This is a genomic window from Paraplanobispora takensis (assembly GCF_016863195.1).
Classification (GTDB): Bacteria; Actinomycetota; Actinomycetes; order Streptosporangiales; family Streptosporangiaceae; genus Planobispora; species Planobispora takensis.
In genome coordinates this window covers 72,238-98,308 of record NZ_BOOK01000014.1, presented here as the reverse complement: position 1 = coordinate 98,308, position 26,071 = coordinate 72,238, and the positions used below count along the sequence as shown (strand labels likewise).

Here is a 26,071-nt window from a genome sequence, read left to right as displayed (position 1 = left end):
CATACCGGAAACGATTGCGCAACGGTCTATTGACACTCGGGGAAGGGCGGAGGACGTTCGGGCTAACAGGGTTTAGCGCGTATGAAACCCAATCTCCCGTGCGCCGAGGAGCGATGACATGCGGCTGCGCACACGACGGGACACACCGGGGGGCACGCTGCCGGCGATACTGCTGGCCGGGATCCTGCTGGCGGTCGCGGCCTGCGGCCAGGGCGGCGCCGGAACCGGCCGTGCGGCGGCGCGGCAGGGCGAGGGCGGCGGCACCCTGACGATCTGGACCGACGACAAGCGCGCCCCGGCGCTGAAGGCCGCCGCCGACAGGTTCTCCAAGGAGACCGGGGTCACTGTGAAGATCCAGACCGTGCCGGGAGAGACCAGGCAGGTCGACTTCGTCACCGCCTCGCAGGGCGGCAAGGCCCCGGACCTGGTGATGGGCGCGCACGACTGGATCGGCAACCTGGTCCGCAACGGCGCGATCGACCCGATCACGATGACCGAGGACCAGAAGGCCGCCTTCAACTCGCTGGCGCTCAAGGGCGTGACGTTCGACGGCCAGATCTACGGCATCCCCTTCGCGCTGGAGAACGTGGTGCTCTTCCGCAACACCGCCCTCGCCCCGCAGGCGCCTAAGTCCTTCGAGGAGCTGGTGGCCGCGGGCAAGAGGCTCAAGAGCCAGGGCAAGGTCTCGGAGGTCCTGGCCTTCCCGGTGGGCCAGAACGGCGACGCCTACTACGGCTACCCGCTGTACACCGCCGGCGGCGGCTACCTGTTCGGCCAGGCGGACGACGGCGACTACGACCCCGGCGACCTCGGACTGGCCGAGCCCGGGGCGGCCGAGGCGATGGAGAACTTCGCCAAGTACGGCGAGAAGGGCGAGGGGGTGCTCAAGCGCTCCATCGGGACCGACAACGTGGCGAGCGTGTTCACCGGCGGCAAGAGCGCCTTCCTGGTGGGCGGCCCCTGGTTCATCTCCGAGATCCAGAAGGCCGGGATCGCCTACGACATCTCCCCCGTCCCCGGCTTCGGCGACACCCGGGCCAAGCCGTTCGTCGGCGTGCAGGCCCTGTTCGTCGCCTCCAAGGGCCCCAGCAAGGTCCTCGCCCAGGAGTTCGCGACCAACTACTTCGCCCAGCCCGACGTCGCGCTCGCCTTCTACAGGGCCGACCCGCGCCCGCCGGCGCTGATCGCCGCCTTCGACGAGGCCAAGACCACCGACCAGGACCTGCCGAAGCTGCTGTCCGCCGGCGAGGGCGGCGACATCATGCCGGCGATCCCCGCCATGAACGCGGTCTGGGACCCCTGGGGCAAGGCCATCGCCGCGGTGGTCGGCGGCGCCGACCCCGCCGGCACCACGCAGGCGGCGGCCGAGACGATCCGGTCGGCGATCGAGTAGCCCGGGACACCCCGGCCCAGGAGAGCGTCATGTCCGACACAACTGAGATCTCCGAGGAACGCGCCTCCCACGGGCCCGGCCACCGCCGGCCCCGGTTCGGCCTCAGCGGCGGCGACGGCACCGTCTCCACCGGCAGGCTCGTCATCAGGATCGCCGTGCTCGGCGTGGCCGCGGCGCTCGCGCTGTGGGCCGCCTTCCCGCTGGTGAACCAGGGCAACTGGATCGGCCTGGGGATCCTGGTGGCGGTGACGGCGCTGCTGTTCTACATCTACCTCTCCCCCCGGGTGATCCCGGCGAAGTACCTGATCCCGGGCACCCTCTTCCTGATCGCCTTCCAGGTCGTCCCGGTCGTCTACACGGTCACCACCGCGTTCACGAACTTCGGCGACGGCCACCGGGGCACCAAGCAGGAGGCGATCACCGCGATCCAGGACGCCTCGGTGCGGCAGGTGCCGGGCTCCACCGTCTACGTCCTGTCCATCGCCACCACCGGGGACCCGGTGAGCGGGGACCTCGTCTTCCTGCTGACCGACCCCGGCACCGACGCGTCCTTCGCCGGGACGGCCGGCGGGCTGCGGGAGCTGCCCGCCGGCGCGGTGCGGGCCGATCCCGACGGCAAGATCCGGCAGGCTCAGGGGTACACGGTCCTGACCATCGGCCAGGCCGCGGCCCGCAGCGCCGAGATCGCCGCCTTCAAGGTCCCCACCCGGGCCGGGGCCCTGTACGGCCAGGGCCTGTCCCGGGCGTTCGAGGGGGCCCCGCAGCAGACCTACGAGGCCGGGTGCGACTGCATCAGGGACGCCGCGTCCGGGCGGACCTGGACGGCCGACGAGTCCGACGGCTCCTTCGCCGACCAGCAGGGGCAGCGGCTGGCGCAGGGCTGGAAGGTCGGCGTCGGGCTGCGCAACTTCACCGACGTCGTGACCGACCAGGAGATCCGCAGCTCCTTCCTGAAGATGCTGCTGTGGAACTTCGTGTTCGCCGGCGGCACCGTCCTGATCACCTTCGCGCTCGGGCTGCTGGTGGCCATCACCCTCAACCGGCCGGGCATGCGCGGCCAGCGCGTCTACCGATCCCTGATCATCCTGCCGTACGCCATGCCGGCGGTGGTCATGCTCCTGGTGTGGCGGGACATGTTCAACACCGAGTTCGGCCTGATCAACCGGATGACCGGCCTGGAGGTCAACTGGTTCGGCACCCCGCCGGCGGCGCAGGTCGCCGTCCTGCTGGTGCAGCTGTGGCTGGGCTACAACTACATGTTCCTGGTGTGCACCGGCGCCCTGCAGTCGATCCCCGCCGACCTGACCGAGGCGGCCTCGATCGACGGCGCCAAGCCGCTGTACGCCTTCCGCACCGTGACCTTCCCGCTGCTGCTCATCGCCCTGGCCCCCCTGCTGATCTCCTCCTTCGCCTTCAACTTCAACAACTTCGCGGGGATCTATCTGGTCAGCGGCGGAGGGCCCTTCCCGCCGGACAACCCGAACGCCGGGGCGACGGACATCCTGATCACCTACACCTACCGGCTGGCCTTCGGCGGCGCGGGCGCGCAGTACGGCTTCGCCGCGGCCGTCTCGGTGTTCATCTTCGTCATCGTGGCGACCGTGTCGATCATCGGCTTCCGGCGCACACGGAGCCTGGAGGAGATCAACTGATGACCGCAACCAACGAGGTCGTACGGCTCGGCAGCGCCAGAGGCGGCTGGTTGCGCCAGTTCGGCTGGCGCCATCTCGTCGGACTGCTCGCGCTGGCCTTCTCCCTGTTCCCGATCCTGTTCGTGGTCTCCGCCTCGCTCAACCCGCTGGGCACGCTCAGCTCCTCGACCCTCATCCCGCCCGACACGAGCCTGGAGAACTTCACCAAGCTGTTCGGCACCACGTCGTTCTCGCGGTGGTTCCTCAACACCCTGCTCATCGGGGTCCTGTCGGCGGTGCTGTCCATGTTCGTCTCCGCGGCGGCCGCCTTCGCCTTCTCCCGCTACAGGTTCAAGGGGCGGCGGATCGGGCTGGTCAGCCTGCTGCTGGTGCAGATGTTCCCGCAGTTCCTGGCGATCGTGGCGCTGTATCTGATCTTCGCCGAGATCACCGACCTGTATCCGGCCATCGGCCTGAACACCTCCTGGGGGCTGATCCTGCTGTACCTGGGCGGGGCGCTGGGGGTCAACACCTGGCTGATGAAGGGCTTCTTCGACACCATCCCCAAGGACCTGGACGAGTCGGCGAAGGTGGACGGCGCCACGCACTCCCAGATCTTCTTCGGCATCATCCTGCCGCTGGTCGTGCCCATCCTCGCGGTGACCGGCCTGCTCGGCTTCATCAACACGGTCAACGAGTTCCTCATCGCGAGCGTGTTCCTGACCGACGACAGCGCGAAGACGGCCGCGGTGGGCCTGTACGGGCTCATCTCCGGCGAGCGCAACGCGAACTTCGGGGTCTTCTCCGCCGGCGCCGTGATCCTGGCGATCCCCACGGTCGTGCTCTTCCAGTTCCTGCAGCGCTACATCGTCGGCGGGCTGACCTCGGGGGCGGTGAAGGGATGACCTCCCCCGCCCGGCCCCGGCCCGCGCCGCACCACGACGGCGCCGCGCTGAACGCGCCGCACCACGACGGCGCGGCGCTGTACGTCGCCGACGAGGCGCCGGTGCTGGGCGACACGGTCACGGTGCTGGTGCGCGTGCCCCGCGCCGACGGGGCCGAGCGGGTCTGGATCAGATCTCCGCACGACGGCGAGCCCGCCTTCTCGGCGGGCACCCTCGACCGGGTCACCGCCGCGGAGACCTGGTGGCGCTGCGGCCTGCGGGTGCGCAACCCGGTCACCGGCTACCGGTTCCTGCTGGACGGCGGCCCGCGCGGCTACCGCTGGCTCAACGGCGCGGGCGTGCACGCCCACGACGTCCCGGACACGGCCGACTTCCGACTGTCCACCGCGGACCCGCCGCCGGACTGGGCCAGGGACGGGTACGTCTACCAGATCTTCCTGGACCGCTTCGCCCGCTCCGCCGCCGCGGCGGGGCGCCCGCCGCCGCCGTGGGCCGAGCCCGCGCAGTGGGACGACCCCGTCGTCTCCACGGGCACCTCGACCGGCCGCCAGTTCTACGGCGGCGACCTGGACGGCGTCACCGAGCACCTGGACCACCTCGGCGCGCTCGGCGTCGACACGCTCTATCTCACGCCGTTCTTCCCGGCCGAGTCCAACCACCGCTACAACGCCTCCAGCTTCCACGCGGTGGACCCGCTGCTGGGCGGGGACGAGGCCCTCGTACGGCTGGCGCGGCAGGTCCACGCGCGCGGCTGGCACCTGCTCGGCGATCTGACGGTCAACCACTGCGGCGACACCCACCCGTGGTTCCGGCGGGCGCTGGCCGATCCGGAGGCCGCCGAGCGCCGTTTCTTCTACTTCGCCGGCCCGCGCAGCGACCGGTACGCCGACTGGCTGGGCCACCGCTCCCTGCCGAAGTTCCGGCACACCTCCGCCGAGCTGCGGCGCCGGCTGCTCGACGGCCCGAAGTCCGTGGCCGGGCGGTGGCTCGATCCGCCCTACGGGCTCGACGGCTGGCGGGTCGACGTGGCCAACATGGCCGGGCGGCACGGCGCCGAGGACGTCAACGCCGAGGTCGCGCGCGGCCTTCGGGCGACCCTGCGGCAGGTCAGCCCGCAGGCGCTGCTGCTGGCCGAGCACTGCCACGACGCCTCCGCCGACCTGGCGGGCGACGGCTGGCACGGGACCATGAACTACTCCGGCTTCACCCGGCCGCTGTGGGCGTGGGTGCGCTCGCCGGAACCGCAGGACCACCACTATCTCGGGCTGCCGGTGCGGGCGCCCCGGCTGGGCGCCGAGTCCTTCGCGCGCGCCGTACGGGCCTTCTCCGCCGCCGTGCCGTGGCGCTCGGCGGCCGCCTCGTGGTCGCTGCTGGGCTCGCACGACTCGGCGCGGATCCGCACCGTCGTGGGCGCCCCCGAGGTCGCGGAGGTCGCCGCGGGCCTGCTGTTCACGATGGTGGGCACGCCCATGGTGTTCGCCGGCGACGAGATCGGCCTGGAGGGCCGGCTCGGGGAGGACGCCCGCCGCCCGTTCCCCTGGCACCGGCGCGACCGGTGGGACCGCCGCACGATGGTGTGCTACCGCCGGCTGGCCGCGCTGCGCCGCGAGCACGAGGCCCTGCGCCGGGGCGGCCTGCGCTGGGTCCACGCCGCCGGGGACGCGTTGTGCTTCCTGCGGGAGAGCGCCCGCGAGCGGCTGCTGGTCCTGGCCGCCCGCGCCCCGCACCGGCCGCTGCGCCTGCCGGCCGCGCCCCTCGGCCTCACCGGCGAGGCGCCCAACCTGTACGGCGGGGCCGACCCGCTCAGGGCCGCCCCCGGCGAACCCGTGACGCTGCCCGGCGACGGGCCGGCGTTCCAGGTCTGGCGGCTCGCCTGACCATCCAGCCCCCGGAGGAAAGCCATGGCAGAGGTCGTCCTCGACAAGATCAACAAACGGTACGAGAACGGGTTCCACGCGGTCAGGGACCTCGACATCGCCATCGCCGACGGTGAGTTCCTCGTCCTGGTGGGCCCCTCGGGCTGCGGCAAGACGACCGCGTTGCGGATGGTGGCCGGGCTTGAGGACATCACCAGCGGCACGATGACGATCGGCGGCAAGGTGGTGAACACCCTGCCGCCCAAGGACCGCGACATCGCGATGGTCTTCCAGTCGTACGCGCTCTACCCGCACATGAGCGTGGCCGACAACATCGCCTACGGGTTGAGGATCCGCAGGATGGACGCCGCCGAGATCTCCCGCCGGGTCGAGCGCGCCGCGCAGATGCTGGAGCTGGGCAACCTGCTGGACCGCAAGCCCAAGCAGCTGTCCGGCGGGCAGCGTCAGCGGGTCGCGATGGGCCGGGCGATCGTCAGGGAGCCCCAGGTCTTCCTGATGGACGAGCCCCTGTCGAACCTCGACGCCAAGCTGCGGGTGCAGATGCGCGCCGAGATCGCCCAGGTGCAGCAGGACCTCAACGTGACCACGATCTACGTCACGCACGACCAGATCGAGGCCATGACCATGGGCGACCGGGTGGCCGTGATGAAGGCCGGCGTCCTGCAGCAGATCGGCGACCCCCAGCACCTCTACGACCATCCGGACAACATCTTCGTCGCGGGCTTCATCGGATCGCCCCCGATGAACATGGCCCTGGGCCGGGTCGAGGCGGGCAACGGCGACCTGGCGGTGCGCCTGGGCGCCGCGACGCTCGCCCTGCCCGGCGCCGTCACCGCCGCGCGCCCGGCCCTGGCCGGCTACGCCGGGCGCGACGTCGCGGTGGGCGTCCGCAGCGAGGACATGGAGGACGCCCGGCTGGCCCGCGGCGGGGACGACCTGCCGAGGCTGCGCACCACGGTGACGATGACCGAGGCGCTGGGCTCGGAGATCGTCGTGCACTTCGTCCTCGACGCGCCCAAGGTGGTCACCGAGGACACCAAGGCCCTGGAGAAGGACGCCCACAGCTCCGACGTCGCCCTCCACGACCGGGGCACCCGCTTCCGCGCCTCCTTCGGCCCGCGCTCGCGGGTCCGCAACGGCGACGAGATCGAGGTGGTGGTCGACACCGAGCGGGTGCACTTCTTCGACCCGGAGAGTGGAGCGGCGATCCGCTCGTGACGATCCACCCGCGAGCGGGCGGTGCCGTTGCAACCCCCTGCAACCCTTTCCCGGCACGGCCCGCGGCGCGTACCACTGCCTCACCACCCACTGCCCCCACCACCCACTGCCCCCACCACCCACTGGCCCACGACGCCCGGCCGCACGGCCGGGAACGGCGGGAGGGACGCCATGCCAGAGATCGACGAGATCACGCTGCTCGACGCCTACCGGATGATGCGTACGATCCGGGCCTTCGAGGAGCGCGTCCACGAGGAGTTCGCCACCGGGGAGATCCCGGGCTTCGTGCACCTGTACGCGGGCGAGGAGGCCTCCGCCACGGGCGTGTGCACGCACCTGGACGCGCGCGACACCATCGCCAGCACCCACCGGGGACACGGCCACTGCATCGCCAAGGGCGTCGACGTCAAGGCCATGATGGCCGAGATCTACGGCCGCGGCACGGGGTCGTGCCGCGGCAAGGGCGGCTCGATGCACATCGCCGACCTGACCAAGGGGATGCTCGGGGCCAACGGCATCGTGGGCGGCGGCCCGCCGCTCATCTGCGGCACGGCCCTCGCCGCCAAGCACGAGGGGGCCGGCGGCGTCGGCGTGGCCTTCTTCGGCGACGGCGCCAGCAACCAGGGCACCACGCTGGAGGCCCTGAACCTCGCCTCCGTCTGGCACCTGCCGGCGGTCTTCGTCGCGGAGAACAACGGCTACGCCGAGGCCACCTCCAGCAGCTGGTCGGTCGCCTGCGACAACATCGCCGACCGGGCCGCCGCCTTCGGCATGCCCGGCGTGATCGTCGACGGGTTCGACTTCTTCGCCGTGCACGAGGCGGCGGGCGAGGCGATCTCCCGCGCCCGGCAGGGTGGCGGGCCCACGCTCATCGAGGTCAAGCTCACCCGCTACTTCGGGCACTTCGAGGGCGACCAGCAGACCTACCGCGCCGGCGAGGTTACCCACGCCAGGGAGAACCTGGACTGCCTGCTGCGCTTCCGCGCCCGCGTGACCGAGCGGGATCTGCTGACCGACAAGCAGCTCGACGCGGTCGACATCGAGGTCGACGCCCTGATCGACGCCGCCGTGGCCGAGGCCGAGAGCGCGCCGCGGCCGGACCCGGGCGATCTCGCCACCGACGTCTACGTCACGTACTGACCGACGTCCACGTCACCCACCGGTACGCCGCGTACTGAGGAGAACGGCCATGGCCAGGACGATCAGCTACCGCGAGGCGATCAACGAGGCGCTCGCGCAGGAGATGGAACGCGACCCCCGCGTCATCATCATGGGAGAGGACAACGCCGGAGGCGCGGGCAGCCCGGGCGAGGACGACGCGTGGGGCGGCGTGCTCGGCGTGACCAAGGGGCTCTACCACCGCTTCCCCGGGCGGGTGCTCGACACCCCGATCTCGGAGTCGGCGTTCATCGGCGCCGCGATCGGCGCGGCCACCCGGGGCATGCGCCCGGTGGCCGAGCTGATGTTCATCGACTTCATGGGGGTCTGCTTCGACCAGATCTTCAACCAGGCGGCCAAGTTCCGCTACATGTTCGGCGGCCGGGCGATCACCCCGGTGACCGTCCGCACGATGTACGGCGCGGGCCTGCGGGCCGCCGCGCAGCACTCGCAGGCGCTCTACCCGATCTTCACGCACATCCCGGGCCTGAAGGTCGTGCTGCCCTCCAGTCCCTACGAGGCCAAGGGGCTGATGATCCAGTCGATCCGCGACGACGATCCGGTGATCTTCTGCGAGCACAAGATGCTCTACGACACCGTCGGCGAGGTGCCCGAGGAGAGCTACGCCATCCCCTTCGGCGAGGCCAACATCGTGCGCGAGGGCGGCGACGTCACGATCGTGGCCTTCGGCCGGATGGTGGGGACGGCCGAGCAGGCCGCCGGGCAGCTGGCCGGCGACGGGATCGAATGCGAGGTCATCGACCCTCGTACGACCAGCCCGCTCGACGCCGACACCATCCTGGAGAGCGTCGAGAGCACCGGCAGGCTCGTGGTGGTCGACGAGGCCACGCCCCGGTGCAACATGGCCACCGACGTCTGCGCGCTGGTGGCGCAGGAGGCCTTCGGCGCGCTGCGGGCGCCGGTCCGGATGGTGACCGCCCCGCACACGCCGGTCCCGTTCAGCGACGCGCTGGAGGACCTGTACATCCCCGATCCCCAGCGCGTCGCCAACGCCGTCAAGAGCGTCGCCGGGTGGAAGCGATGACGGTCCGGGGCCTGGCCGTACCCAAGTGGGGCCTGTCCATGACGACCGGCAAGATCCTCGCCTGGCTGGTCTCCGAGGGCACGGAGGTCGAGGAGGGCACGGAGCTCGCCGAGATCGACACCGACAAGATCAACGGTGTGCTGGAGTCGCCCTGGCCGGGCGTCGTGCGCAGGATCGTCGCGCCGGTCGGCGCGACGGTCCCGGTGGGAGCGGTGATCGCGGTGATCGCCCCGGCCGGCGCGGCCGAGGAGGAGGTCGAGCGGATGGCCGCCGGGGCACGCGAGCGGCTGGCCTCCGGGATCGTCCCCGAGGAGTCCGGGACCGCCTTCGGCACCGTCGAGGCGGACGGCCGGCAGATCTGCTACGCCACGCTGGGCGAGGGCCCGGAGGTGATCGTCCTCGTGCACGGCTACGGCGGCGACAAGGGCTCCTGGCTGTTCGTCCAGGAACCGCTGGCCCGCAGGCACACCGTGCACGCGCTCGACCTGCCGGGTCACGGCGGGTCCGGCAAGCGGGTGGAGGACTTCGGGAGCCTGACCGGCGCGGTGGCGGGATTCCTCGACGCGATCGGGGCACCGCCCGCCCACCTGGTCGGCCACTCACTGGGCGGAGCCGTGGTCACGGCCGTCGCGGCCGCGCGCCCCGGCCGGGTGCGCTCACTGACGCTGGTGGCCCCGGCCGGGTTCGGCACGGAGATCGACGCCGGATACGTCCGCTCCTTCGCCGCCGCCTCGTCCCGGCGCGAGCTGAGACCGCAGCTCGGCAAGCTCTTCGCCGACCCCGGCCAGGTCACCGGCAGGCTCGTGGACGACCTGCTGCGCTACAAACGCCTGGACGGCGTCGCTGAGGCGCTGAAGACCGTGTCGGAGTCCATGCTCGACGGCGACCGGCAGGCGATCGACGTGACCACCCTGCACGCCGGGCTGGCCGTCCCGACGGTGGTGGTGTGGGGCGGGTCCGACCGGATCCTGCCGTACGGCGAAGCGGGCCGGCCGCCCGGCGTACGGCTCGTCGACGGCGCCGGGCACATGGTCCACATGGAGGCGCCCGCCGCGGTGGTGGCGGCCGTGGAGGAGGCCGTGGAGGCGGGTGGGTCCTGAGATCTGTTTTGATGGTCTGGGATGCTGTGCGGCATGACTGCCACGCCTTCCGATCTCGCCCAGCGCCAGCTCGACGCCTACAACGCCCACGACCTCGACGCCTTCATCGCGTGCTACGCGCAGGACGTCGTCGTGCTCAGCGGTGACCAGGTCCAGGGCAAGGGCCATGACCACCTGCGCGAGCGGTACTCGCCGCAGTTCACCGCCAGGTCCTGCCACGCCGACCTGCTGGGACGGATGGCCGAGGGTGAGTGGGTGGTGGACCACGAGCACGCGGTCGGCACCGCTCGCGGCGACTTCGACCTGCTGGTCTCCTACCGCGTCAGGGAAGGCGTGATCGACCGCGTGATCTTCATGTCCTGAACGCGGTCTCCACCCCGGCGTCCCGGGAGAGATCCGTCATCGTGCGTCGCGCAGCCCGAGGACGTACGCCGCGGTGAGCGCGACGGCTCGGTCCTCGTCATGTGACAGATCCGCCAGGGCCCGTGACGCCGTGCTTCCCGGGATGTCGGCCAGCGCCTGGGTCAGCCGCCGGCGCGCGGACGGTTCGACGTCGCCGCGGGCGAGACGGTCGACGAGCCCGGCGGCGATCCGGTCCGCCTGCGCGGAACGGCTCGCCAGCGCGTTCAGGGCATCGGCCGCGTCGACGTCGTTCGTCCCCTCCACGACCATGTCGACGAGCGTCGGGACCGCCTCGGCCACTCCACGGGCCCCGAGTGCCAGAGCCGCATGTCTGCGGACCACGACGTCGGGGTTGGCCAGGGCCTCCCGCAGCAGCGCGGTCGCCTCATCGCCCGCGATCTCGGCGATGGACCGGACGGCGCGCTCGCGCACCTCGGCCGCCGGTGAGCCGAGGCCCTCCGCCAGCAACGCCAGGCCGTCATCGCCCGACTGCGCCAGAGCCCAGCGGAGGGCTCCGGCGACGTTGGGGTCCGTTTCGCCCAGCGCCGCCTCGACCAGCGCCTCCACCGGGAGCGGAACCTCCTCGACCGCGGACAGGGCCGCGCGCTGGCGGTTGCCGGCGCTCTTCGACCCCAGCGCCTGCAGGAGCGCGACGACCTGGAGCACGTCCTCCCAGCCGGCGGGTTCCGCGGCGTCGATCCGGCGCAGACGCGTGAGCAGCTCCGTCTCGGCCGCGATGCGCTCGCGCGTCTGACGGATGAGGTCGCCGACGAGCTCCGCGGGTGCGAAGCCGGGATCGTCGAGCGCGCGCCCGACCTCGCGCAGCGACAGTCCCAGGGACCGCAGGCTCTCGATATGGAAGATCCGCCGGACGTCCTCGCCGGAGTACTCCCGATAGCCCGCGCCGCTGCGGCCCGTCGGCCGCACCAGGCCGAGTGAGTCGTAATGCCTGAGCATCCGGGCGCTGACCCCGGACCGCCGGGCCACGTCACCGATCAGCACTGCCTGTCACTCCTCCTTGCCGGCGCCGCCGAGGGCCACGACGCGCTTGGCCTCCTCGATCGCGAACTCGAATCCGGCGTCCGGGTCGCGCAGCAGCCGTTCCGTGGCGATCGCGTGCGCCCGCACACGCGGGTCGGGATCCGTCGTCGCGGCGCGCAGCGTGGGCACGACCACCTCGCCGAGCGCGACCAGCGCCCGGCTGAGGCTCAGCTGCGTCTCACGTCCGCCGCGCCCGAACTGCCCCGACAACACCGCGGCCAACCCGTGCTCCTCCCCTTCGGGCACGAGCACGACCGCCGCCCGCCAGGCGCTCCGCGCCACCTCGTCCTCGGCGTCGGACAGCAGCGCCCGTGTGATCGCCGGCCACGCCCGCCGATCCCCGATCTTGGACAGCGTGTGCAACGCCTGACTCCGTGCCTGCGCACGCTCCGAGCGGAGTTCCCCGAGAAGCTCCGGAATCGTCATGGACGCCGGGTGACGGGTGAGTGCCCACGTCAGCATATCGCGCACATAGAACTCGGGTTCGATCGCGCAGCGTTCGACGAGCTTGCCGACGAACCGCGGGTCAGGGGCCGTGCCGAGCGCCATCGCCGCCCGCAGCCGCACCGACGCGCGGCCGTCCTCCAACTGCCGCAGGGCCCGAACCGTATCCGTGTCCTGTTCCTGCATGGTCATCGCGACCACCTCCTCGGCAGCAGTGAAGAGCTTGTCACTGTGTCAAGGTCAAGCGGATCCGCACCGCGGGGCCATGGCGATCTCGGGCGGTGAGGTTCAGACTCACGGTGAGAACGGAGGTAGCGGCCAGGAGACCGGAGGTCGAGGTCGGGAGCGGCGGTTGCGGCGCCAGCGGCTGGAAGCGGCGGTGCCGGCGGGCTCTGATCCCCGCCGGCACGCCCGCGTGCTCACGCAGGTCTACTGCGCCACACTGGCCGGGCAGGCGCCGCCCGCCCTCCCCCGGCGGATCATCGACGCCTCCTGGCGCCGGGTGCGCGGCTACGGGGTGGACCCCGACCGCGGCGGCGGGGCCGCACCGCTGCGTTATGAGGAGGTCGAGCACCGGCGCAGGGACTCGCTGATCGGCGAGGCCCTGGACACCCTGCGGCACGGCCTGGCGGGGGTCGCCCACGACGCCTCGCAGATCATGGTGGTGACCGACGGCGAAGGACGCGTGCTCTGGCGGGAGGGCAGCTCCGCCGTACGGCGCAGGGCCGACCGGCTGGGGTTCGTCGAGGGCGCCAGCTGGCGGGAGGAGGCCGTCGGCACCAACGCCATCGGCACCGCGCTGGCCGTACGGCGTCCCGTCCAGGTGTACTCCGCCGAGCACTACGTGCGCACCCACCACGCCTGGACGTGCGCCGCCGCTCCCGTGCACGACCCCCGCAGCGGGCGGCTGATCGGGATCGCCGACGTGAGCGGTCCCGCGGCCACCATCCATCCCAACACGCTCGCGCTGGTCGACGCCGTGGCCCGGCTGGCCGAGGCGGAGCTGCGCACCCTCCACCACCGCGACCTGGAACGGCTGCGCGCGGTCGCGGCTCCCGTGGTGGCGCGGCCCGGCGGTCCGGTGATCGTCGTGGACCCGCACGGCTGGGTGGCCGCCGCCTCCGGGTGGGAGCCGGTGGCCCGGCTGCCCGTCCCCGACGTCGTGGACGCCGGGGGCGTGTGGCTGCCGTCCCTGGGCACCTGCGTGCTGGAGCCGCTGCCGGGCGGCTGGATCATCCGGCCGGACCCGGCGGGCGACCGGCCCGCCACGCGCGTCCGGCTCGACCTGCGCGGCGCGGCGTCGCCGACGGTCACGCTGAGCGGTCCCAGCGGTTCCTGGCACCACCGGCTCAGCCCCCGGCACGCGGAGATCCTGCTCCTGCTGGCCTGCCGGCGGGAGGGCCGCACGGCCACCGAACTGGCCGGCGACCTGTTCGGCGACCCGACGAGGACCGTCACGGTCCGAGCGGAGATGTCCCGCCTGCGCCGTCATCTGGGCGGCGTGCTGTGCCACCGGCCGTACCGCTTCCACGACCGCGCCGAGATCGAGGTCACCTGGCCCGCCGACCGCGCCGATCTGCTGCCCGCCTCGGACGCGCCGGCGGTCCGCCGCCTGCGCGCCGTGACCGGTCAGCCCGGTACGGGCGTCTGAGTCCGGTGGTCGGTCAGGTGCAGGTCGCCGCCGATCCTCTCCTGCACGCGTTCCAGCACCTTGCGGGTGGACAGCGCCGTCCACAGGTGCCCGACCAGGTGCGGGTTGTACTCGGGGGCGGCGTCCATCCACTCGTCCTTGCCCTGCTGGGTGGCGAAGGTGGTGAGGAAGAACTCCCCCATGGACGTCTTGCAGTGTCCCTGCCGCAGCTCGGACGCCTCGATCTGGATGTCCGGTTTGCAGTCGAGCCGGGCGGCCAGCTCCTCGACGGTGAGCGCCTTCTCCTGGGCCACGGCCTCGCCGTACCCGTCACCGGAGCCACCGGCCGGGCCGCCTCCGGCGGGGGCGCCGTTGGCGGAGCAGGCCGCGGAGAGCGCGAGCGCGAGGGCGAGCGCGGCGATGCGCGGATATGTCATCACGCCCCGAGATACGCACCCCTCCCCCGCCGGGTTCACCCCCGGCGCGGTCTTCCCACCGATCGCCTCCGTCCCGCCGGCGGCGGCTGTCTCACCCGTGGCCGCTGTCCCGCCTGTGACCGCGGCAGCGAGGAATTCACAAACGCGTAGCAGCGGCGCAACCCGGCGGCGGCGCCGAAAGCGAAGGATCGCAGCATGGCGAAAACCGGTCCCACCCGTTCCCGCCGTGGTCCTCTCCCGGCCGGGGAAACCGTCCCGCGCCCGTCCGCCCGCGCCGAGCGGCCGGTGGAGGAGCTCGCCGACCTTCTGCTGCGGCGCCGGGAGGAGGCTCGCGCCCGGCGCGGGCGCCCGTCCCGCTCCCGGCCCGAGGACGGCGCCGCCGAGCGGCGCGCCGCCGCCAGGTCCGTCCCCGGCCGGGGACCCCTGATGCCCCCGTACCGCCTCGCGACCTTGCACGACATCTTCACGGCGGTCACTCCGCAGGACCACGACGGCGCCCCGCAGATGCGGAACCCCCGGAGGACATAGGCGGGCCGCACAGGTCACGGATCAGCCGTACAGCCACAGAGAGGCTGAAACTCATCATTCTTCGTTGGAACGTGTGAACCTGGTGCACGCACCGCACGTCTTCTCCCCACCGGCCCCCAGCCACAGGAGAAACCCGATGCACCTGCGTTCCACGGCCGCCGTCCTCGCGGCGGCCTGCCTGACGGTCACGTTCGCGCCGATCGCACCGGCCTCGGCCACCGTGCCGAAGGGCACGAAGAAGGCGACCGTCGTGAAGATCGTGGACGGTGACACGATCGACGTCCGCTTCACCGCGACCGGCCCGACGGTCCGCGTGCAACTGCTGGAGGTCGACACCCCGGAGCGGGGCCGGTGCTGGCACAAGGAGGCGACGGCCCGCGTCGGGACGCTGCTGCCGGTGGGCAGGGCGGTACGGCTGCTGCCCGACAGGGACCCGAAGGACCGCTACGGCCGGTCGCTGTTCTACGCGTGGAACGCCTCGGGGGTGTTCGTCAACCGCAACCTGGTGCGCTACGGGTACGGCAAGGCGGTGCTGTACAAGCCGAACGACAAGTACATCACGATCATGCGGGCCGAGCAGGACAAGGCCCGCAAGGAGAAACTGCGCATCTGGTCGGGCAGGTGCGGCACCGGCGGCGCCCCCGTACCCACCCCCACACCGACGCCCAAGCCCACGACGCCCGGCGGGCCCGGACAGGATCTCGACAGGCGCCATCGGACGTGCGCCGAGGCCAACGACGCCGGCCTCGGCCCGTACCGCAAGGGCGTGGATCCGGAGTACGACTGGTATCAGGACCGCGACGGCGACGGCGTGGTCTGCGAGCCCTGACGCCGGCGTCACGGCGGACATAAGCTCTGTAGGCCGAAACCTTGCGATGAGGTCTGGCGCCGGCGTGGGTGGCGGCGAAGAATGCCGACATGTCCGAGCACCTTCCCGCCGCCGTCGACGACTGGCGCGCCCGCGGTCGCATGATGGTCCACGCCGGTCAGGAGATCTTCGTCTCCGAGACGGGCGAGGGGCCGCCGGTCCTGCTGTTGCACGGCTTCCCCGGCTCGTCCTTCGACTGGCGCGCCGTCGCGGCCGGGCTGGCCGGTCACCGGCGCGTGGTGACCTTCGACTTCCTGGGGTTCGGGCTGTCGGCCAAACCGGCCGACCGCGCCTACTCGCTGTTCGACCAGGCGGCGCTGGCCGTCGCGGTCGCGACCGCGTGCGGGATCGAGCGCTGCGCCCTGGTGGCCCACGACATGGGTGACACCGTCGTGGCGGAACTGCTGGTACGGCAGGCCGCCGGAGAGCTGCCGTTCGTGATCGACCAGGTGGTCCTCACCAACGGGTCGATCTTCATCGATCAGGCGCAGCTCACCGACGGCCAGCTGTTCCTGCTCTCCCTCCCCGACGAACCCCTCACCGACGGGCTGCCCGCCGACATGCTGACGGGCAGCCTGGCCGAGACCTTCCCGTCCGGAAAGGCGCCGGACGGCGAGCTGACCGCGATGGTCTCCCTGATCCGCCACGAGGGCGGCGACCGGCTGATGCCCCGCCTGATCCGCTACGTCGAGGAACGCCGCATCCACCAGGAACGCTGGACGGCGGGCCTGACCGGCTTCCCCGGCCCGCTGACCGCGATATGGGGCGGCCTCGACCCGATCGCCGTGGTGGACATGGTCCACCGCCTGCTCGAACTGCGCCCGCAGACCGAGGTGGAGGTGTGGCCGGACGTCGGCCACTGGCCCCTCATCGAGACCCCCGACCGGCTGGCCGAAGCCATCCTCAAGCATCTGTGACCTCCGAAGACGGCCGCCGCCGTACCCCTGCAGACCGCGACCGGGGAGACCGCCCCGGGGGCCGCGGCCAGGTGCGCACCGGGCGGGGGGACGGGCAGGCGCGGGCCGCCGGGCAGACACGGGTGGGCGGGCGGGTGCGGGTCGACGTGCGGGCCGAGGGCCTCGTGCAGGGTGTCGGGTTCCGGCCCTTCGTCTACGGCCTGGCCGTCCGGCTCGGCCTCGCCGGGTGCGTGGGCAACGACGCGGACGGGGTGTTCGTCGAGGCCGAGGGGGCACCGGAACGGATCGAGGAGTTCCTGGTCGCGCTGGAGCGGGACGCACCCCCGCTCGCCCGGATCGACCGGATCTCCGTCATGCCCCGCACCCCCGCGGAGGCCGAGGCCGGCGGGCAGCCTGCCGAGATCGCGGCCGGGGCGGGTGGGGGTGTGGCGGGGGCGTTCGCGATCGTGGACAGTGACGCCTCCGGGCGACCCCGGGCCCTGGTCTCGCCGGACGGTGCGACCTGCGCCGACTGCCTGAGGGAGCTGGCCGATCCGGGTGATCGCCGTTTCGGGTACGCCTTCGTCAACTGCACCAACTGCGGGCCGCGTTTCACCATCGTGCGCGGCGTACCGTACGACCGCCCCCTGACGACCATGGCGGGGTTCGCGATGTGCGCGGCCTGCACCGCCGAGTACCACGACCCGGCCGACCGGCGCTTCCACGCCCAGCCCGTGTGCTGCCCGGACTGCGGCCCCCGGCTGCGGTTGCTGGACCCGCGCGGCGCCGAGCTGCCCGGTGACCCGGTCGGCCGGTGCGCCGGGCTGCTGCGCGCCGGGCGGGTGGTGGCGGTCAAGGGCCTGGGCGGTTACCACCTGGCGGCCCTGGCCTCCGACGAGGACGCGGTCGCGGCCCTGCGGCGGCGCAAGCACCGCGAGGACAAGCCGTTCGCGGTGATGGCCGCCGATCTGGAGCAGGCGGGGCTATTGTGCGAGGTCGACGCGACGGGCGCCGCGCTGCTCACCGACCGGGCCCGGCCGATCGTCCTGCTGCCGCGGCGGGCCGGCGCGCCGGTGGCCGTCTCGGCGGCACCCGGCGACCGCAGGCTCGGCGTCATGCTGCCCTACACCCCGCTGCACCACCTGCTGCTCGCCGCCGTGACCGGGCCGATCGTGCTGACCAGCGGAAACGTCTCGGACGAGCCCATCGTCCACCGTGACTCCGACGCGCCGGCCAGGCTCGGCGGCATCGCCGACGCCTTCCTCACCCACGACCGGCCCATCCACGTCCGCACCGACGACTCGGTCGTGCGCCCGTTCCGCGGGCGCGGGTCGGTGCTGCGCCGATCACGCGGCTACGTGCCCGACCCCGTCGAGCTGCGCCGGCCCGCCCCGCGGCCGATCCTGGCCTGCGGCGCGGAGCTGAAGAACACCTTCTGCCTGGCCGAGGGGGACCGGGCCTTCGTCTCCCACCACATCGGCGACCTGGAGAACTACGAGACGCTGCGGTCGTTCACCGAGGGCGTCGAGCACTTCTCCGCGCTGTTCGGCATCCGGCCGCGGGTCGTCGCGCACGATCTGCACCCGGAGTACCTGTCCACCAAGTACGCCGTGGAGCTGGCGGACACCCTGGCGGAGACCGAGCTGGTCGGGGTGCAGCACCACCACGCGCACATCGCCTCCTGCCTGGCCGACAACGGGGAGCCGGGGCCGGTGCTCGGGGTGGCCTTCGACGGGCTCGGTCTCGGCGCCGACGGGACCCTCTGGGGCGGCGAGTTCCTCCTGGCCGACCTGACCTCCTTCGAGCGGGCCGGTCACCTGGCGCCGGTGCCGATGCCGGGCGGCACGGCGGCGATCAGGCAGCCGTGGCGGATGGCCGCCGCCTATCTCCAGGCCGCCTACGGCGGGCAGGCGCCGGAGGGGCTGGCGGTGGCCGTACGCAACCGCGCCCGGTGGGCGGACGTCCTGGCGCTGGCCCGCGCGGGGGTGAACTCCCCGCTCACCTCCAGCGCGGGCCGGCTGTTCGACGCGGTGTCCGCGCTGCTGGGCCCGCGCGACGCGATCACCTACGAGGGCCAGGCCGCGATCGAGCTGGAACAGCGCGCCGATCCCGCCGAACGCGGCCGCTACCACGCGTCCGTCTCCCCCGCCGGACACGACCGCCACCACGCCTCGGCCTCCCCCGGCACGCCTGCCGCACCGTCCGGCGCGGTCCCCGGCGGGCCGCTGGTGGTGGCGGGGGCCGACCTGGTGCGGGCCGCGGCCGAGGATCTGCTGGCGGGCGTCGACCCCGCGGTGATCGCCGCCCGGTTCCACAACGGGGTGGCCGATCTCGTCGTGCGCTGCTGCGTCGCGCTCCGGGACGCGACCGGGGTGACGACGGCCGCCCTGTCCGGCGGGGTCTTCCAGAATCTGCTGCTGCTGCAGCGGGCGGCGGACGGGCTGTCCGCCGCCGGGTTCCGGGTCCTGACCCACTCCAGGGTCCCGGCCAACGACGGCGGGATCAGCCTCGGCCAGGCGGCGGTCGCGGCCGCACGGGACCATGCGCGCGGCTGAGCGCCCAGGCACCGGCGTGCCCGAGCACCGTCGCGTCACATGTTGCGGATCTTGATGTACCGCTTGATGTCCGGCAACGCTCTGATGATCAAGGCCACCACGAGCATCAGCAGCGTTATCTTCAGCACGCGCATCACCATGGTCCGGTCTCCTCTCGGTCGAGAAGGGCGGAGATCGCGCCGTCCCAGCTGGGCAGCGCGTTGCGGGACTTGAAGCGTTGCAGCGCGTCGAGGGTCTCGCGGCGTACGCGCAGCCACGCGCTTCCGGGGAAGTGCAGATCGACCGTCTCGCGCCACACCTCGACCGGCATCGGGTAGGAGGTCTCCTTGCTCCACGGCACCTGCTGCACCTGGATCCGGCCGTCGCGGGTGCCGAACACCGTGCCGCTGAACAGCAGCAGCAGGGGGATCACGCCGTCGTCCAGCCCGCTGAAGTAACGGGTTGAGGCGATCTCCAGATCGTAGGTGACCGGCAGCGCGAGCTCGACGGTCGTGCCGCCGGTGAACCCGGGCACCATCGTGGACAGCGTGGCCAGCTGCAGCGGCTTGAGGGTGTCCGACCAGCGCCCGGGGTCGCCGAACAGGTCGTGCAGCCGCTCGGCCTCGGCGGCCGAGTAGTGCCGCCGGTGCGGCTCGATGCGGATCTGGCAGCGCAGGGCGATCGCCTCCACCCGCTCGCCGCCGGTCTCGGTGACGCGCAGCTCCAGCGTCATGCCCGGGGTGACGGCGTAGCGGTCGGCGCGGGCGCCGAGGCAGTCGAAGAACAGGTCGGCCACGTCATCCCTCCGGCGGGTCGAAGGGCCGGGACCTGGAGCGCACGTCGGCGAAGAACTCCTCGATCCGCTCGTGCGCCTCCTGACCGCCGTCGAACCCCTTCCAGTACATCCGTACGGTGCCGGCCAGCCGGTAGCAGGCGTCGATCGGGACCAGGTAGCACTCGACCCCGCCGGGGGTCTCGCGGATGAGCACGGCCTCCACCTCGGGCATCGCCGCCTTCAGCAGCGGATGCTGCTCGGTCAGCTCGGCCCAGGCCCGAAGGTCCAGCAGGCACTCGGTCGCCCCGGCCGGGCTCGGGTAGAAGGCGGTGACCCCTGACTCACCGCGCAGGAAGAAGGCCGAGCCGACCGGGATCCCCAGCCGCCGCCAGTCCGCTGAGGCCAGCGGCCGCCGCGGGTCGTGGAGATAGCGCCCGGGCACCGCCCGGTAGCGGCCGACGCCCTCCTCCCAGGTGAACAACATGAAGCAGGCCCGGCACACGCACATCAGCGCGCGGTTGTCCACGTCGACCACGTGGCCGTGGTCGACGCCGACGGGGATTCCGCACATGTCACATTTGTCCGTGGGCACCGGCGGCGTGGGACGCGCGCCGACGAACCGGCGCAGCCCCTCGCCGCCGCCCGTCACGACGGCACCGCCACACGTACGCCGTGACTGTCGGACAGCAGCGGCACCGGATCCAGGTGGCGGGCGGGGTCCTCCATCCCGCGCCCGGCCACCCGGACGTTGTAATGCGCGTCGCAGGCGGGGCAGGCCAGCACGTGTCCGTTGAGCATCCCGTCCGACAGCGTGGAACCGCAGGCGGGGCAGGCGTCCCGGTAGGCGTACAGCGTGCCGCGCACCGAGCACACCATGATCGTCACATCGCCCGCCGTCACCCTCACCGGGCGGCCGGTCGGCGGCCCCAGATCCGGAAGCGCGGTCCAGCCCGTGCGGATGGGGCCCCCCTCGCCGGTGTCGCCACCCCATCCGTCCGGTGGACGCGTTCCGATCTGCAGCAGCTCGACCGGCCGCGGCTCCGACATGCCGGCGACCTCGATCCCGGTGACCTCCGGTGCGGCGTCCAGGACCGCCCCCTCGATGGCCGTCTTCACGGTGAGCGTCGAGGACGGGCAGCCGTCGCAGGTGCCCTCCAGCCTGAGCCGGGCGACGCCCTGTTCGTCGACGCCGAGGTACTGCACCCCGCCGGCGTGCGACCCCAGGTAGGGGCGCACCCGGTCCAGCGCCCGCTGGATCCGGGAGTCCACGTCCAGCGGGTGCAGGTCGTGCAGGAGCAGCAGGCTGCCCACCAGGTCGTCCTCGGCCAGCCGGGACACCAGGACCGGGTCGTGCCCGCCGAGCAGGGTGACGATCCGTTTCAGGCCCTCGCCGTACATCCCGACCAGCAGGCCGACCAGCTCCTCAGCGGCCTGCCTGTCGCGTCCGGCGCGCAGGCCGGTCAGGAGCTGCTCGATGCGGTCGCCCACCGCCCGGGGATCGCCGGTCATCAGTACTCGGCGTTGAAGGCGTGGGGGGTGTGCAGTTTGCGCAGCACCTTGCCGGTGCCCAGCGACATGTGCACGCCGCAGGGCAGGCAGGGGTCGAAGCTGCGCACCGCCCGCATGATGTCGATGCCCTTGAAGTTCTCCGGCGGGTTCTCCTCGAAGATCGGGGTGTTCTGGACGGCGTCCTCGTAGGGGCCGGGGGTGCCGAAGCTGTCGCGGACGCTGCCGTTCCACGGGGTCGGCGGGTAGGGGTGGTAGTTGGCGATCCGCCCGTCCCTGATGACCATGTGGTGGGACAGCACTCCGCGTACCGCCTCGGTGAACCCGCAGCTGACCGCGTCGTCGGGCACCGTGAACGGCTCCCACGTCCTGGTGTTGCCGCCGCGGATCTCCGACAGCGCCTTCTGGCAGAAGGTCAGCGCGAGCGCGGCGGCGTAGGCCTGGAAGTAGGTGCGGGCCCGGTTGCGCTCCAGGGCGTTGCTCCACCGGGGGATCTTCCACTCGAAGGCCGTCTCCGGCCTGGCCACGGTGCGCGGCAGGACGATCTGCACGCTGTTGCCGGTGGCCCTGATGTAGTCGGTCTGCACGAGCCCGGCCAGGGCGGTCGACCACAGCCGGGCCAGCGGCCCGCCCCCGGTGTCCAGCGCCAGGTGGTCGGTGCCGTCGAACCAGCGCGGCGACATGGTCCAGGAGTACTTGTCGTCGAAGTCGCGCTTGGCCGGCCGGGGGATGGTGTGCTGGTTCCACGGGTGCCGGCGGTCCACCGGGTTGCCCAGCGGGTCGCGGGTGACGAACATCTCCTGGTCCTCCCAGTCCTCGTAGAACGAGTGGCCCAGAAGGATGCGGATGCCCAGGTTGATGTCGACCAGGCTGGTGGTCAGCAGCTTGCCGTCCACCACGACGCCCGGCGTGACGAACATCTTGCGGCCCCAGGCGTTCATGTTCTCGTAGGTGAAGTCGCAGTGCGCGGGGTCGTTCAGGCTTCCCCAGCAGCCCAGCAGGACCCGCCGCCGGCCGACGTTCTCGTAGCCGGGCAGGGCCTCGTAGAAGAAGTCGAACAGGTCGTCGTGCATGGGCACGACCTTCTTCATGAACTCCACGTAGCGCATGAGCCGGGTCAGGTAGTCGGTGAACAGCTGCACCGTGGCGACGGTCCCCACCCCTCCGGGGTAGAGCGTCGAGGGGTGGACGTGCCTGCCCTCCATCAGGCAGAACATCTCCCTGGTGTAGCGGCTGACCTGCAGCGCCTCCCGGTAGAACTCGCCCTCCAGCGGGTTGAGCGAGCGCATGATGTCGCCGATGGTCCGGTAGCCGTGCGCGGAGGCGTGCGGCGACTCGGTCCGGTTGGCCAGCTCCAGCACGCCGGGGTTGGTCTCGGCGACCATCCGCTCGCAGTAGTCGACCCCGACCAGGTTCTCCTGGAAGATGTTGTGGTCGAACATGTACTCGGCGGCCTCGCCCAGGTTGAGGATCCACTCGCCGAGGTGCGGGGGGCGCACGCCGTAGGCCATGTTCTGCGCGTAGACCGAGCAGGTGGCGTGGTTGTCGCCGCAGATCCCGCAGATCCGGCTGGTGATGAAGTGGGCGTCGCGGGGGTCCTTGCCCTTCATGAAGATGCTGTAGCCGCGGAAGATCGACGAGGTGCTGTGACACTCGACGACCTGCTTCTGGGCGAAGTCGATCTTCGTGTAGATGCCGAGGCTGCCCACGATCCTGGTGATGGGGTCCCAGGACATCTCGACCAGGTCGCCGTCGTCCTTCGAAGTCGTCATGGTCTCACCACGTGCTCTTGTAGCCGCTCAGAAGGTCGTCGCCCTTGCGGCGCCATTTGGGCTCCTCGTCCACGGTCCGCATGGTGACGCCGCGGAGCGCGCGGATGACCGTGCCGTACATCGTGCTGGCCACGGTCGAGACGTTGGCCCCGGGCGGCTCGTCCATGAACGGCATGAACTTGTCCGGGAAGCCGGGCATGGTGCAGGCGATGCAGATGCCGCCGACGTTGGGGCACCCGCCGACGCCGTTGATCCAGCCGCGCTTGGGCACGTTGCACTTGACCACCGGTCCCCAGCAGCCCAGCTTGACCAGGCACTTGGGCGAGTCGTACTCCTTGGCGAACTCGCCCTGCTCGTAGTAGCCGGCCCGGTCGCAGCCCTCGTGCACGGTGGCGCCGAACAGCCAGGTGGGCCGCAGCGCCTCGTCCAGGGGGATCATCGGCGCCTGCCCGGCGGCCTGGTACAGCAGGTACAGGATCGTCTCGGACAGGTTGTCGGGGTGGATCGGGCAGCCCGGCACGCACACGATCGGGATGCCGGCCTTGGAGCGCCACTCCCAGCCCAGATAGTCGGGCACGCCCATGGCGCCGGTGGGGTTGCCGGCCATCGCGTGGATGCCGCCGTAGGTGGCGCAGGTGCCGACCGCCAGGACCGCCAGGGCCTTGGGCGCCAGGCGGTCGAGCCACTCGCTGGTGGTCATCGGCTGGCCGGTGGCCGGATTGTTGCCGAACCCGCACCAGTAGCCCTCGGACTTGATGGCCTCGTTGGGGACGGACCCCTCGACCACCAGGACGAACGGTTCCAGTTCCCCGCGGTCGGCCTTGTGCCACCACTCGATGAAGGTGTCGGCGCCCTGCTCGGGCCCGCACTCGAAGTCGATCAGCGGCCAGTGCATCGCGATCCTCGGCAGCCCGGGGAGGGCGCCCAGCGCGATCTCCTCGATGCTCGGCTGGGTGGCCGCGGTCAGCGCCACGGAGTCCCCGTCACAGCCGAGGCCGCCGTTCATCCAGAGAATGTGGATCACCTGATCGGTATCGGCGTCCGCCATCGGTGACCTCCTCGCGGGAAATTAATTTCGTCGGCCACGGGAGAACGTTAAATCCGTACGGCGACGGCGGCAAGCATATTGCAATAACAGCCGGACACAAGTGTCAGATGAATGGATCGCCTATGTGAGGAGTACTCTGATCGGGTGATCGACCCTCCGGACATGCCGCTGGAGAACCCGATCGAGGTACTCCCGGTCGTCGTGCTGTCCAGAATTTTCCCGGCCCGTCCGTCCTCGATTCCGGAAATCCAGGAATTCGTCCGTCGTGGGCTCGCCGATTCTTCGCTTCCCGAAAACGAGAATCGCGCTCTCACCCAGCGGGTATTCCGCGCGCTGCTCCACGCGGCCGGTCCCGAGGGAACGATTCAGATATCAATTCGCATTTTCCCGGAGGACGTCGAGGTGGACGTGCTGCATTCGGACGGCGAGCGGCCCGGCCCGGTGGCGGTCCCCTCGCCGTCCGGCTCCGCGCCGCGCACGTTCGCCGAATGGATGTCCGACACCCTGCGCAGGGAGGGTCTCACCCAGGAGGCCGCGGCCCGCCAGCTCGGCGTGTCGGTCAGGACCGTGAGCCGGTGGCTCGGCGGGGAGACCGAGCCGCGCCTGCGCGACCTGCGCCGCATCCGGGAACGCTTCGGCGACATCCCCCTGCCCTGAGGTCCGGCCTGGTCCTTCCCTCCCGGAACTCCGTTCCGTACGGTGCCGGTATGGCGATATCGGTCGGTCCCGCCCGCGGCACGCTGATCCTGCGCACCTCCCGGCAGGGCCTGGCCGCCCAGGCCGGTCACGACCTGACCATCGAGGTGACCCGCTGGTCCGGGGAGGCCGTCGTGGCCGAGGACCCGGCGGCGAGCTCGGTCACCGTCACCGCCGACACCGGCTCGCTGCGGGTCGTGGCGGGCAGCGGCGGGGTCAAGCCGCTGACCGAGCGCGAGAAGCAGGAGATCGCCGCGACGGCCCGCCGGCTGCTGGGCTCCGACCGGCGGCCGGAGGCGAGGTTCACCTCCGCCGAGGTCTCCCCCGGCGGCGACGGCGGCGCAACCGTCACCGGGACGCTCGCGCTGCTGGGCCGCGAGCGCCCGCTCCGCCTGGAGGTCGCCCACCTGGGCGGCGGCCGTTACCGCGCGACCGGCAGGGTCGTGCAGTCCGAGTACGGCATCAAGCCGTACTCGGCGTTCTTCGGCGCGCTCAAACTGGCCGACGCCGTCGAGGTGGAGGCCGAGCTCGACCTGTCGGCCCCCTGAGGACGGGGCCCCCGGAACCACCGCCCGCGAAGGCCTCCGGGAAGCCCGGTTTCCCGGCCCCGGAATCGCCCGGGAAGCCTGCGGAAAGCCCGATTTCTCGGCCTCGCGGCGGTCTTCTCCCCATACGTGATCGGTTGCCCTTGATCCCCTGACCTGGGCGCCAACTTCCTCTCATCTCCGATTGACGCCGTCCGTAACCGGGTGGACACTTGTGGCTTCTCCCACGGACAGAGGTGTCGGGATGAACTCACACCGACCAGACCCGGTCCGAGAACGCCATTGGATGTGCGCGCAGCGCCTGCGCGGTAGGCGGCTCGCACTGGGGCTCACCCAGCACGAGGTCGCCGTGCGTCTGCAGCGACGCGGCAATCCGACCACCAACCGGACGCTGAGCGCCATGGAGCACGGCCACGGGCTGGATCTCGGCCTGCTGCCGGAGCTCGCCGACGTCCTCGGCTGCACCGTCACCTATCTACTGGGACTCACCCACGATCCGTCGGCGTGGCAGCCCGATCCCGCCACGCCCGCCGACCAGCCGCCGCTCCCGGTGAACGGGGCGGGGATCCTCGGTCCCACGCCCGCCGGCTTCGCCGTATCGAGCGAGGCGCGGACACGCTGA

General features: G+C 71.9%; 26 protein-coding genes. 17 read left to right on the top strand and 9 right to left on the bottom strand.

Going from position 1 to position 26,071, the window contains the following annotated elements; all coding sequences use genetic code 11:
* Positions 1 to 118: 118 nt before the first annotated feature.
* The 9 genes from Pta02_RS10760 to Pta02_RS10720 all read left to right on the top strand — a co-directional run bounded on the left by Pta02_RS10760 (position 119) and on the right by Pta02_RS10720 (position 10,690).
* Positions 119 to 1,393, top strand: a complete 1,275-nt coding sequence (locus Pta02_RS10760) for a sugar ABC transporter substrate-binding protein (protein WP_203874593.1) — start codon at positions 119 to 121, stop codon at positions 1,391 to 1,393.
* A 29-nt stretch (positions 1,394 to 1,422) separates the two neighbouring features.
* Positions 1,423 to 3,045, top strand: coding sequence for an ABC transporter permease subunit (locus tag Pta02_RS10755; protein ID WP_203874592.1), 1,623 nt, complete (start codon positions 1,423 to 1,425; stop codon positions 3,043 to 3,045).
* Complete coding sequence (locus Pta02_RS10750) at positions 3,045 to 3,929, top strand: sugar ABC transporter permease (RefSeq protein ID WP_203874591.1); 885 nt, start codon at positions 3,045 to 3,047, stop codon at positions 3,927 to 3,929. Before Pta02_RS10755 ends, Pta02_RS10750 begins: the two co-directional genes overlap by 1 nt.
* Positions 3,926 to 5,806 (top strand): glycoside hydrolase family 13 protein, encoded by a 1,881-nt coding sequence (locus Pta02_RS10745; protein ID WP_203874590.1) that lies wholly within the window; start codon positions 3,926 to 3,928, stop codon positions 5,804 to 5,806. The genes Pta02_RS10750 and Pta02_RS10745 overlap by 4 nt, the downstream gene beginning before the upstream one ends.
* A 24-nt stretch (positions 5,807 to 5,830) precedes the next feature.
* Positions 5,831 to 7,024 (top strand): ABC transporter ATP-binding protein, encoded by a 1,194-nt coding sequence (locus tag Pta02_RS10740; protein WP_203874589.1) that lies wholly within the window; start codon positions 5,831 to 5,833, stop codon positions 7,022 to 7,024.
* A 171-nt stretch (positions 7,025 to 7,195) separates the two neighbouring features.
* Entirely contained in the window at positions 7,196 to 8,164 is a 969-nt protein-coding gene (locus Pta02_RS10735) for a thiamine pyrophosphate-dependent dehydrogenase E1 component subunit alpha (RefSeq protein WP_203874588.1), read from the top strand.
* A gap of 49 nt (positions 8,165 to 8,213) precedes the next feature.
* Entirely contained in the window at positions 8,214 to 9,227 is a 1,014-nt protein-coding gene (locus Pta02_RS10730) for an alpha-ketoacid dehydrogenase subunit beta (protein ID WP_203874587.1), read from the top strand.
* Positions 9,224 to 10,327 carry an acetoin dehydrogenase dihydrolipoyllysine-residue acetyltransferase subunit gene (locus Pta02_RS10725; protein ID WP_239130279.1) on the top strand — a complete coding sequence of 368 codons (1,104 nt, stop codon included), beginning with the start codon at positions 9,224 to 9,226 and terminating at the stop codon, positions 10,325 to 10,327. The genes Pta02_RS10730 and Pta02_RS10725 overlap by 4 nt, the downstream gene beginning before the upstream one ends.
* A 33-nt stretch (positions 10,328 to 10,360) precedes the next feature.
* Complete coding sequence (locus Pta02_RS10720) at positions 10,361 to 10,690, top strand: nuclear transport factor 2 family protein (RefSeq protein ID WP_203874585.1); 330 nt, start codon at positions 10,361 to 10,363, stop codon at positions 10,688 to 10,690.
* Between the two features lie 36 nt (positions 10,691 to 10,726).
* Here Pta02_RS10720 and Pta02_RS10715 read toward each other — a convergent pair whose 3' ends face one another.
* Entirely contained in the window at positions 10,727 to 11,731 is a 1,005-nt protein-coding gene (locus Pta02_RS10715) for a HEAT repeat domain-containing protein (protein WP_203874584.1), read from the bottom strand.
* A 6-nt stretch (positions 11,732 to 11,737) separates the two neighbouring features.
* Positions 11,738 to 12,406: a HEAT repeat domain-containing protein gene (locus Pta02_RS10710; RefSeq protein ID WP_203874583.1), complete on the bottom strand. Its 669-nt coding sequence runs from the start codon at positions 12,404 to 12,406 to the stop codon at positions 11,738 to 11,740.
* A gap of 160 nt (positions 12,407 to 12,566) precedes the next feature.
* Here Pta02_RS10710 and Pta02_RS10705 point away from each other — a divergent pair, with 160 nt between their 5' ends.
* Positions 12,567 to 13,865 carry a GAF domain-containing protein gene (locus Pta02_RS10705; protein ID WP_239130089.1) on the top strand — a complete coding sequence of 433 codons (1,299 nt, stop codon included), beginning with the start codon at positions 12,567 to 12,569 and terminating at the stop codon, positions 13,863 to 13,865.
* Here Pta02_RS10705 and Pta02_RS10700 read toward each other — a convergent pair.
* The gene (locus Pta02_RS10700; RefSeq protein WP_239130087.1) at positions 13,844 to 14,281 is read right to left on the bottom strand and encodes a hypothetical protein; all 438 of its coding nucleotides are present in this window, start codon (positions 14,279 to 14,281) and stop codon (positions 13,844 to 13,846) included. The genes Pta02_RS10705 and Pta02_RS10700 overlap by 22 nt on opposite strands.
* 195 nt (positions 14,282 to 14,476) lie before the next feature.
* Between Pta02_RS10700 and Pta02_RS10695 the strand changes: the two genes are divergently transcribed.
* The 4 genes from Pta02_RS10695 (at position 14,477) to hypF (ending at position 19,128) form a co-directional block, all read left to right on the top strand.
* On the top strand, positions 14,477 to 14,809 hold the full coding sequence (locus Pta02_RS10695) for a hypothetical protein (RefSeq protein ID WP_203874580.1): 333 nt from the start codon (positions 14,477 to 14,479) through the stop codon (positions 14,807 to 14,809).
* A 136-nt stretch (positions 14,810 to 14,945) separates the two neighbouring features.
* On the top strand, positions 14,946 to 15,638 hold the full coding sequence (locus Pta02_RS10690) for a thermonuclease family protein (protein WP_203874579.1): 693 nt from the start codon (positions 14,946 to 14,948) through the stop codon (positions 15,636 to 15,638).
* 89 nt (positions 15,639 to 15,727) lie between these two features.
* The gene (locus tag Pta02_RS10685; RefSeq protein ID WP_203874578.1) at positions 15,728 to 16,594 is read left to right on the top strand and encodes an alpha/beta fold hydrolase; all 867 of its coding nucleotides are present in this window, start codon (positions 15,728 to 15,730) and stop codon (positions 16,592 to 16,594) included.
* On the top strand, positions 16,591 to 19,128 hold the full coding sequence (gene hypF / locus Pta02_RS10680) for a carbamoyltransferase HypF (RefSeq protein WP_307837456.1): 2,538 nt from the start codon (positions 16,591 to 16,593) through the stop codon (positions 19,126 to 19,128). Before Pta02_RS10685 ends, hypF begins: the two co-directional genes overlap by 4 nt.
* A gap of 35 nt (positions 19,129 to 19,163) precedes the next feature.
* Here hypF and Pta02_RS42295 read toward each other — a convergent pair whose 3' ends face one another.
* The 6 genes from Pta02_RS42295 to Pta02_RS10655 all read right to left on the bottom strand — a co-directional run bounded on the left by Pta02_RS42295 (position 19,164) and on the right by Pta02_RS10655 (position 24,208).
* On the bottom strand, positions 19,164 to 19,256 hold the full coding sequence (locus Pta02_RS42295) for a DUF6893 family small protein (protein WP_373872360.1): 93 nt from the start codon (positions 19,254 to 19,256) through the stop codon (positions 19,164 to 19,166).
* Between the two features lie 5 nt (positions 19,257 to 19,261).
* Positions 19,262 to 19,903 (bottom strand): DUF6084 family protein, encoded by a 642-nt coding sequence (locus Pta02_RS10675; protein ID WP_203874577.1) that lies wholly within the window; start codon positions 19,901 to 19,903, stop codon positions 19,262 to 19,264.
* A gap of 1 nt (position 19,904) precedes the next feature.
* A complete protein-coding gene (locus tag Pta02_RS10670) occupies positions 19,905 to 20,453 on the bottom strand; it encodes a DUF5947 family protein (protein WP_203874576.1) in 549 nt (182 codons plus the stop codon).
* A gap of 74 nt (positions 20,454 to 20,527) precedes the next feature.
* Positions 20,528 to 21,391: a NifU family protein gene (locus Pta02_RS10665; protein WP_203874575.1), complete on the bottom strand. Its 864-nt coding sequence runs from the start codon at positions 21,389 to 21,391 to the stop codon at positions 20,528 to 20,530.
* The gene (locus Pta02_RS10660; protein WP_203874574.1) at positions 21,391 to 23,160 is read right to left on the bottom strand and encodes a nickel-dependent hydrogenase large subunit; all 1,770 of its coding nucleotides are present in this window, start codon (positions 23,158 to 23,160) and stop codon (positions 21,391 to 21,393) included. The genes Pta02_RS10665 and Pta02_RS10660 overlap by 1 nt, the downstream gene beginning before the upstream one ends.
* Before the next feature lie 4 nt (positions 23,161 to 23,164).
* Positions 23,165 to 24,208 (bottom strand): NADH-quinone oxidoreductase subunit B family protein, encoded by a 1,044-nt coding sequence (locus tag Pta02_RS10655; protein ID WP_203874573.1) that lies wholly within the window; start codon positions 24,206 to 24,208, stop codon positions 23,165 to 23,167.
* Between the two features lie 144 nt (positions 24,209 to 24,352).
* Between Pta02_RS10655 and Pta02_RS10650 the strand changes: the two genes are divergently transcribed.
* From Pta02_RS10650 to Pta02_RS10640, 3 genes are all read left to right on the top strand, one after another.
* A complete protein-coding gene (locus Pta02_RS10650) occupies positions 24,353 to 24,865 on the top strand; it encodes a helix-turn-helix domain-containing protein (RefSeq protein ID WP_203874572.1) in 513 nt (170 codons plus the stop codon).
* 50 nt (positions 24,866 to 24,915) lie between these two features.
* Positions 24,916 to 25,452 (top strand): YceI family protein, encoded by a 537-nt coding sequence (locus tag Pta02_RS10645; RefSeq protein WP_203874571.1) that lies wholly within the window; start codon positions 24,916 to 24,918, stop codon positions 25,450 to 25,452.
* 283 nt (positions 25,453 to 25,735) lie between these two features.
* Positions 25,736 to 26,071: a helix-turn-helix domain-containing protein gene (locus Pta02_RS10640; RefSeq protein WP_203874570.1), complete on the top strand. Its 336-nt coding sequence runs from the start codon at positions 25,736 to 25,738 to the stop codon at positions 26,069 to 26,071.

Excerpts from the sequence above, each read along its gene's own strand:
- Pta02_RS10760 (WP_203874593.1), top strand. The coding sequence starts at position 119 with ATGCGGCTGCGCACACGACGGGACACACCGGGGGGCACGCTGCCGGCG.
- Pta02_RS10755 (WP_203874592.1), top strand. The coding sequence starts at position 1,423 with ATGTCCGACACAACTGAGATCTCCGAGGAACGCGCCTCCCACGGGCCC.
- Pta02_RS10750 (WP_203874591.1), top strand. The coding sequence starts at position 3,045 with ATGACCGCAACCAACGAGGTCGTACGGCTCGGCAGCGCCAGAGGCGGC.
- Pta02_RS10745 (WP_203874590.1), top strand. The coding sequence starts at position 3,926 with ATGACCTCCCCCGCCCGGCCCCGGCCCGCGCCGCACCACGACGGCGCC.
- Pta02_RS10740 (WP_203874589.1), top strand. The coding sequence starts at position 5,831 with ATGGCAGAGGTCGTCCTCGACAAGATCAACAAACGGTACGAGAACGGG.
- Pta02_RS10735 (WP_203874588.1), top strand. The coding sequence starts at position 7,196 with ATGCCAGAGATCGACGAGATCACGCTGCTCGACGCCTACCGGATGATG.
- Pta02_RS10730 (WP_203874587.1), top strand. The coding sequence starts at position 8,214 with ATGGCCAGGACGATCAGCTACCGCGAGGCGATCAACGAGGCGCTCGCG.
- Pta02_RS10725 (WP_239130279.1), top strand. The coding sequence starts at position 9,224 with ATGACGGTCCGGGGCCTGGCCGTACCCAAGTGGGGCCTGTCCATGACG.
- Pta02_RS10720 (WP_203874585.1), top strand. The coding sequence starts at position 10,361 with ATGACTGCCACGCCTTCCGATCTCGCCCAGCGCCAGCTCGACGCCTAC.
- Pta02_RS10710 (WP_203874583.1), bottom strand. The coding sequence starts at position 12,406 with ATGACCATGCAGGAACAGGACACGGATACGGTTCGGGCCCTGCGGCAG.
- Pta02_RS10700 (WP_239130087.1), bottom strand. The coding sequence starts at position 14,281 with ATGACATATCCGCGCATCGCCGCGCTCGCCCTCGCGCTCGCGCTCTCC.
- Pta02_RS10695 (WP_203874580.1), top strand. The coding sequence starts at position 14,477 with ATGGCGAAAACCGGTCCCACCCGTTCCCGCCGTGGTCCTCTCCCGGCC.
- Pta02_RS10690 (WP_203874579.1), top strand. The coding sequence starts at position 14,946 with ATGCACCTGCGTTCCACGGCCGCCGTCCTCGCGGCGGCCTGCCTGACG.
- Pta02_RS10685 (WP_203874578.1), top strand. The coding sequence starts at position 15,728 with ATGTCCGAGCACCTTCCCGCCGCCGTCGACGACTGGCGCGCCCGCGGT.
- Pta02_RS10670 (WP_203874576.1), bottom strand. The coding sequence starts at position 20,453 with ATGTGCGGAATCCCCGTCGGCGTCGACCACGGCCACGTGGTCGACGTG.
- Pta02_RS10665 (WP_203874575.1), bottom strand. The coding sequence starts at position 21,391 with ATGACCGGCGATCCCCGGGCGGTGGGCGACCGCATCGAGCAGCTCCTG.
- Pta02_RS10660 (WP_203874574.1), bottom strand. The coding sequence starts at position 23,160 with ATGACGACTTCGAAGGACGACGGCGACCTGGTCGAGATGTCCTGGGAC.
- Pta02_RS10655 (WP_203874573.1), bottom strand. The coding sequence starts at position 24,208 with ATGGCGGACGCCGATACCGATCAGGTGATCCACATTCTCTGGATGAAC.
- Pta02_RS10645 (WP_203874571.1), top strand. The coding sequence starts at position 24,916 with ATGGCGATATCGGTCGGTCCCGCCCGCGGCACGCTGATCCTGCGCACC.
- Pta02_RS10640 (WP_203874570.1), top strand. The coding sequence starts at position 25,736 with ATGTGCGCGCAGCGCCTGCGCGGTAGGCGGCTCGCACTGGGGCTCACC.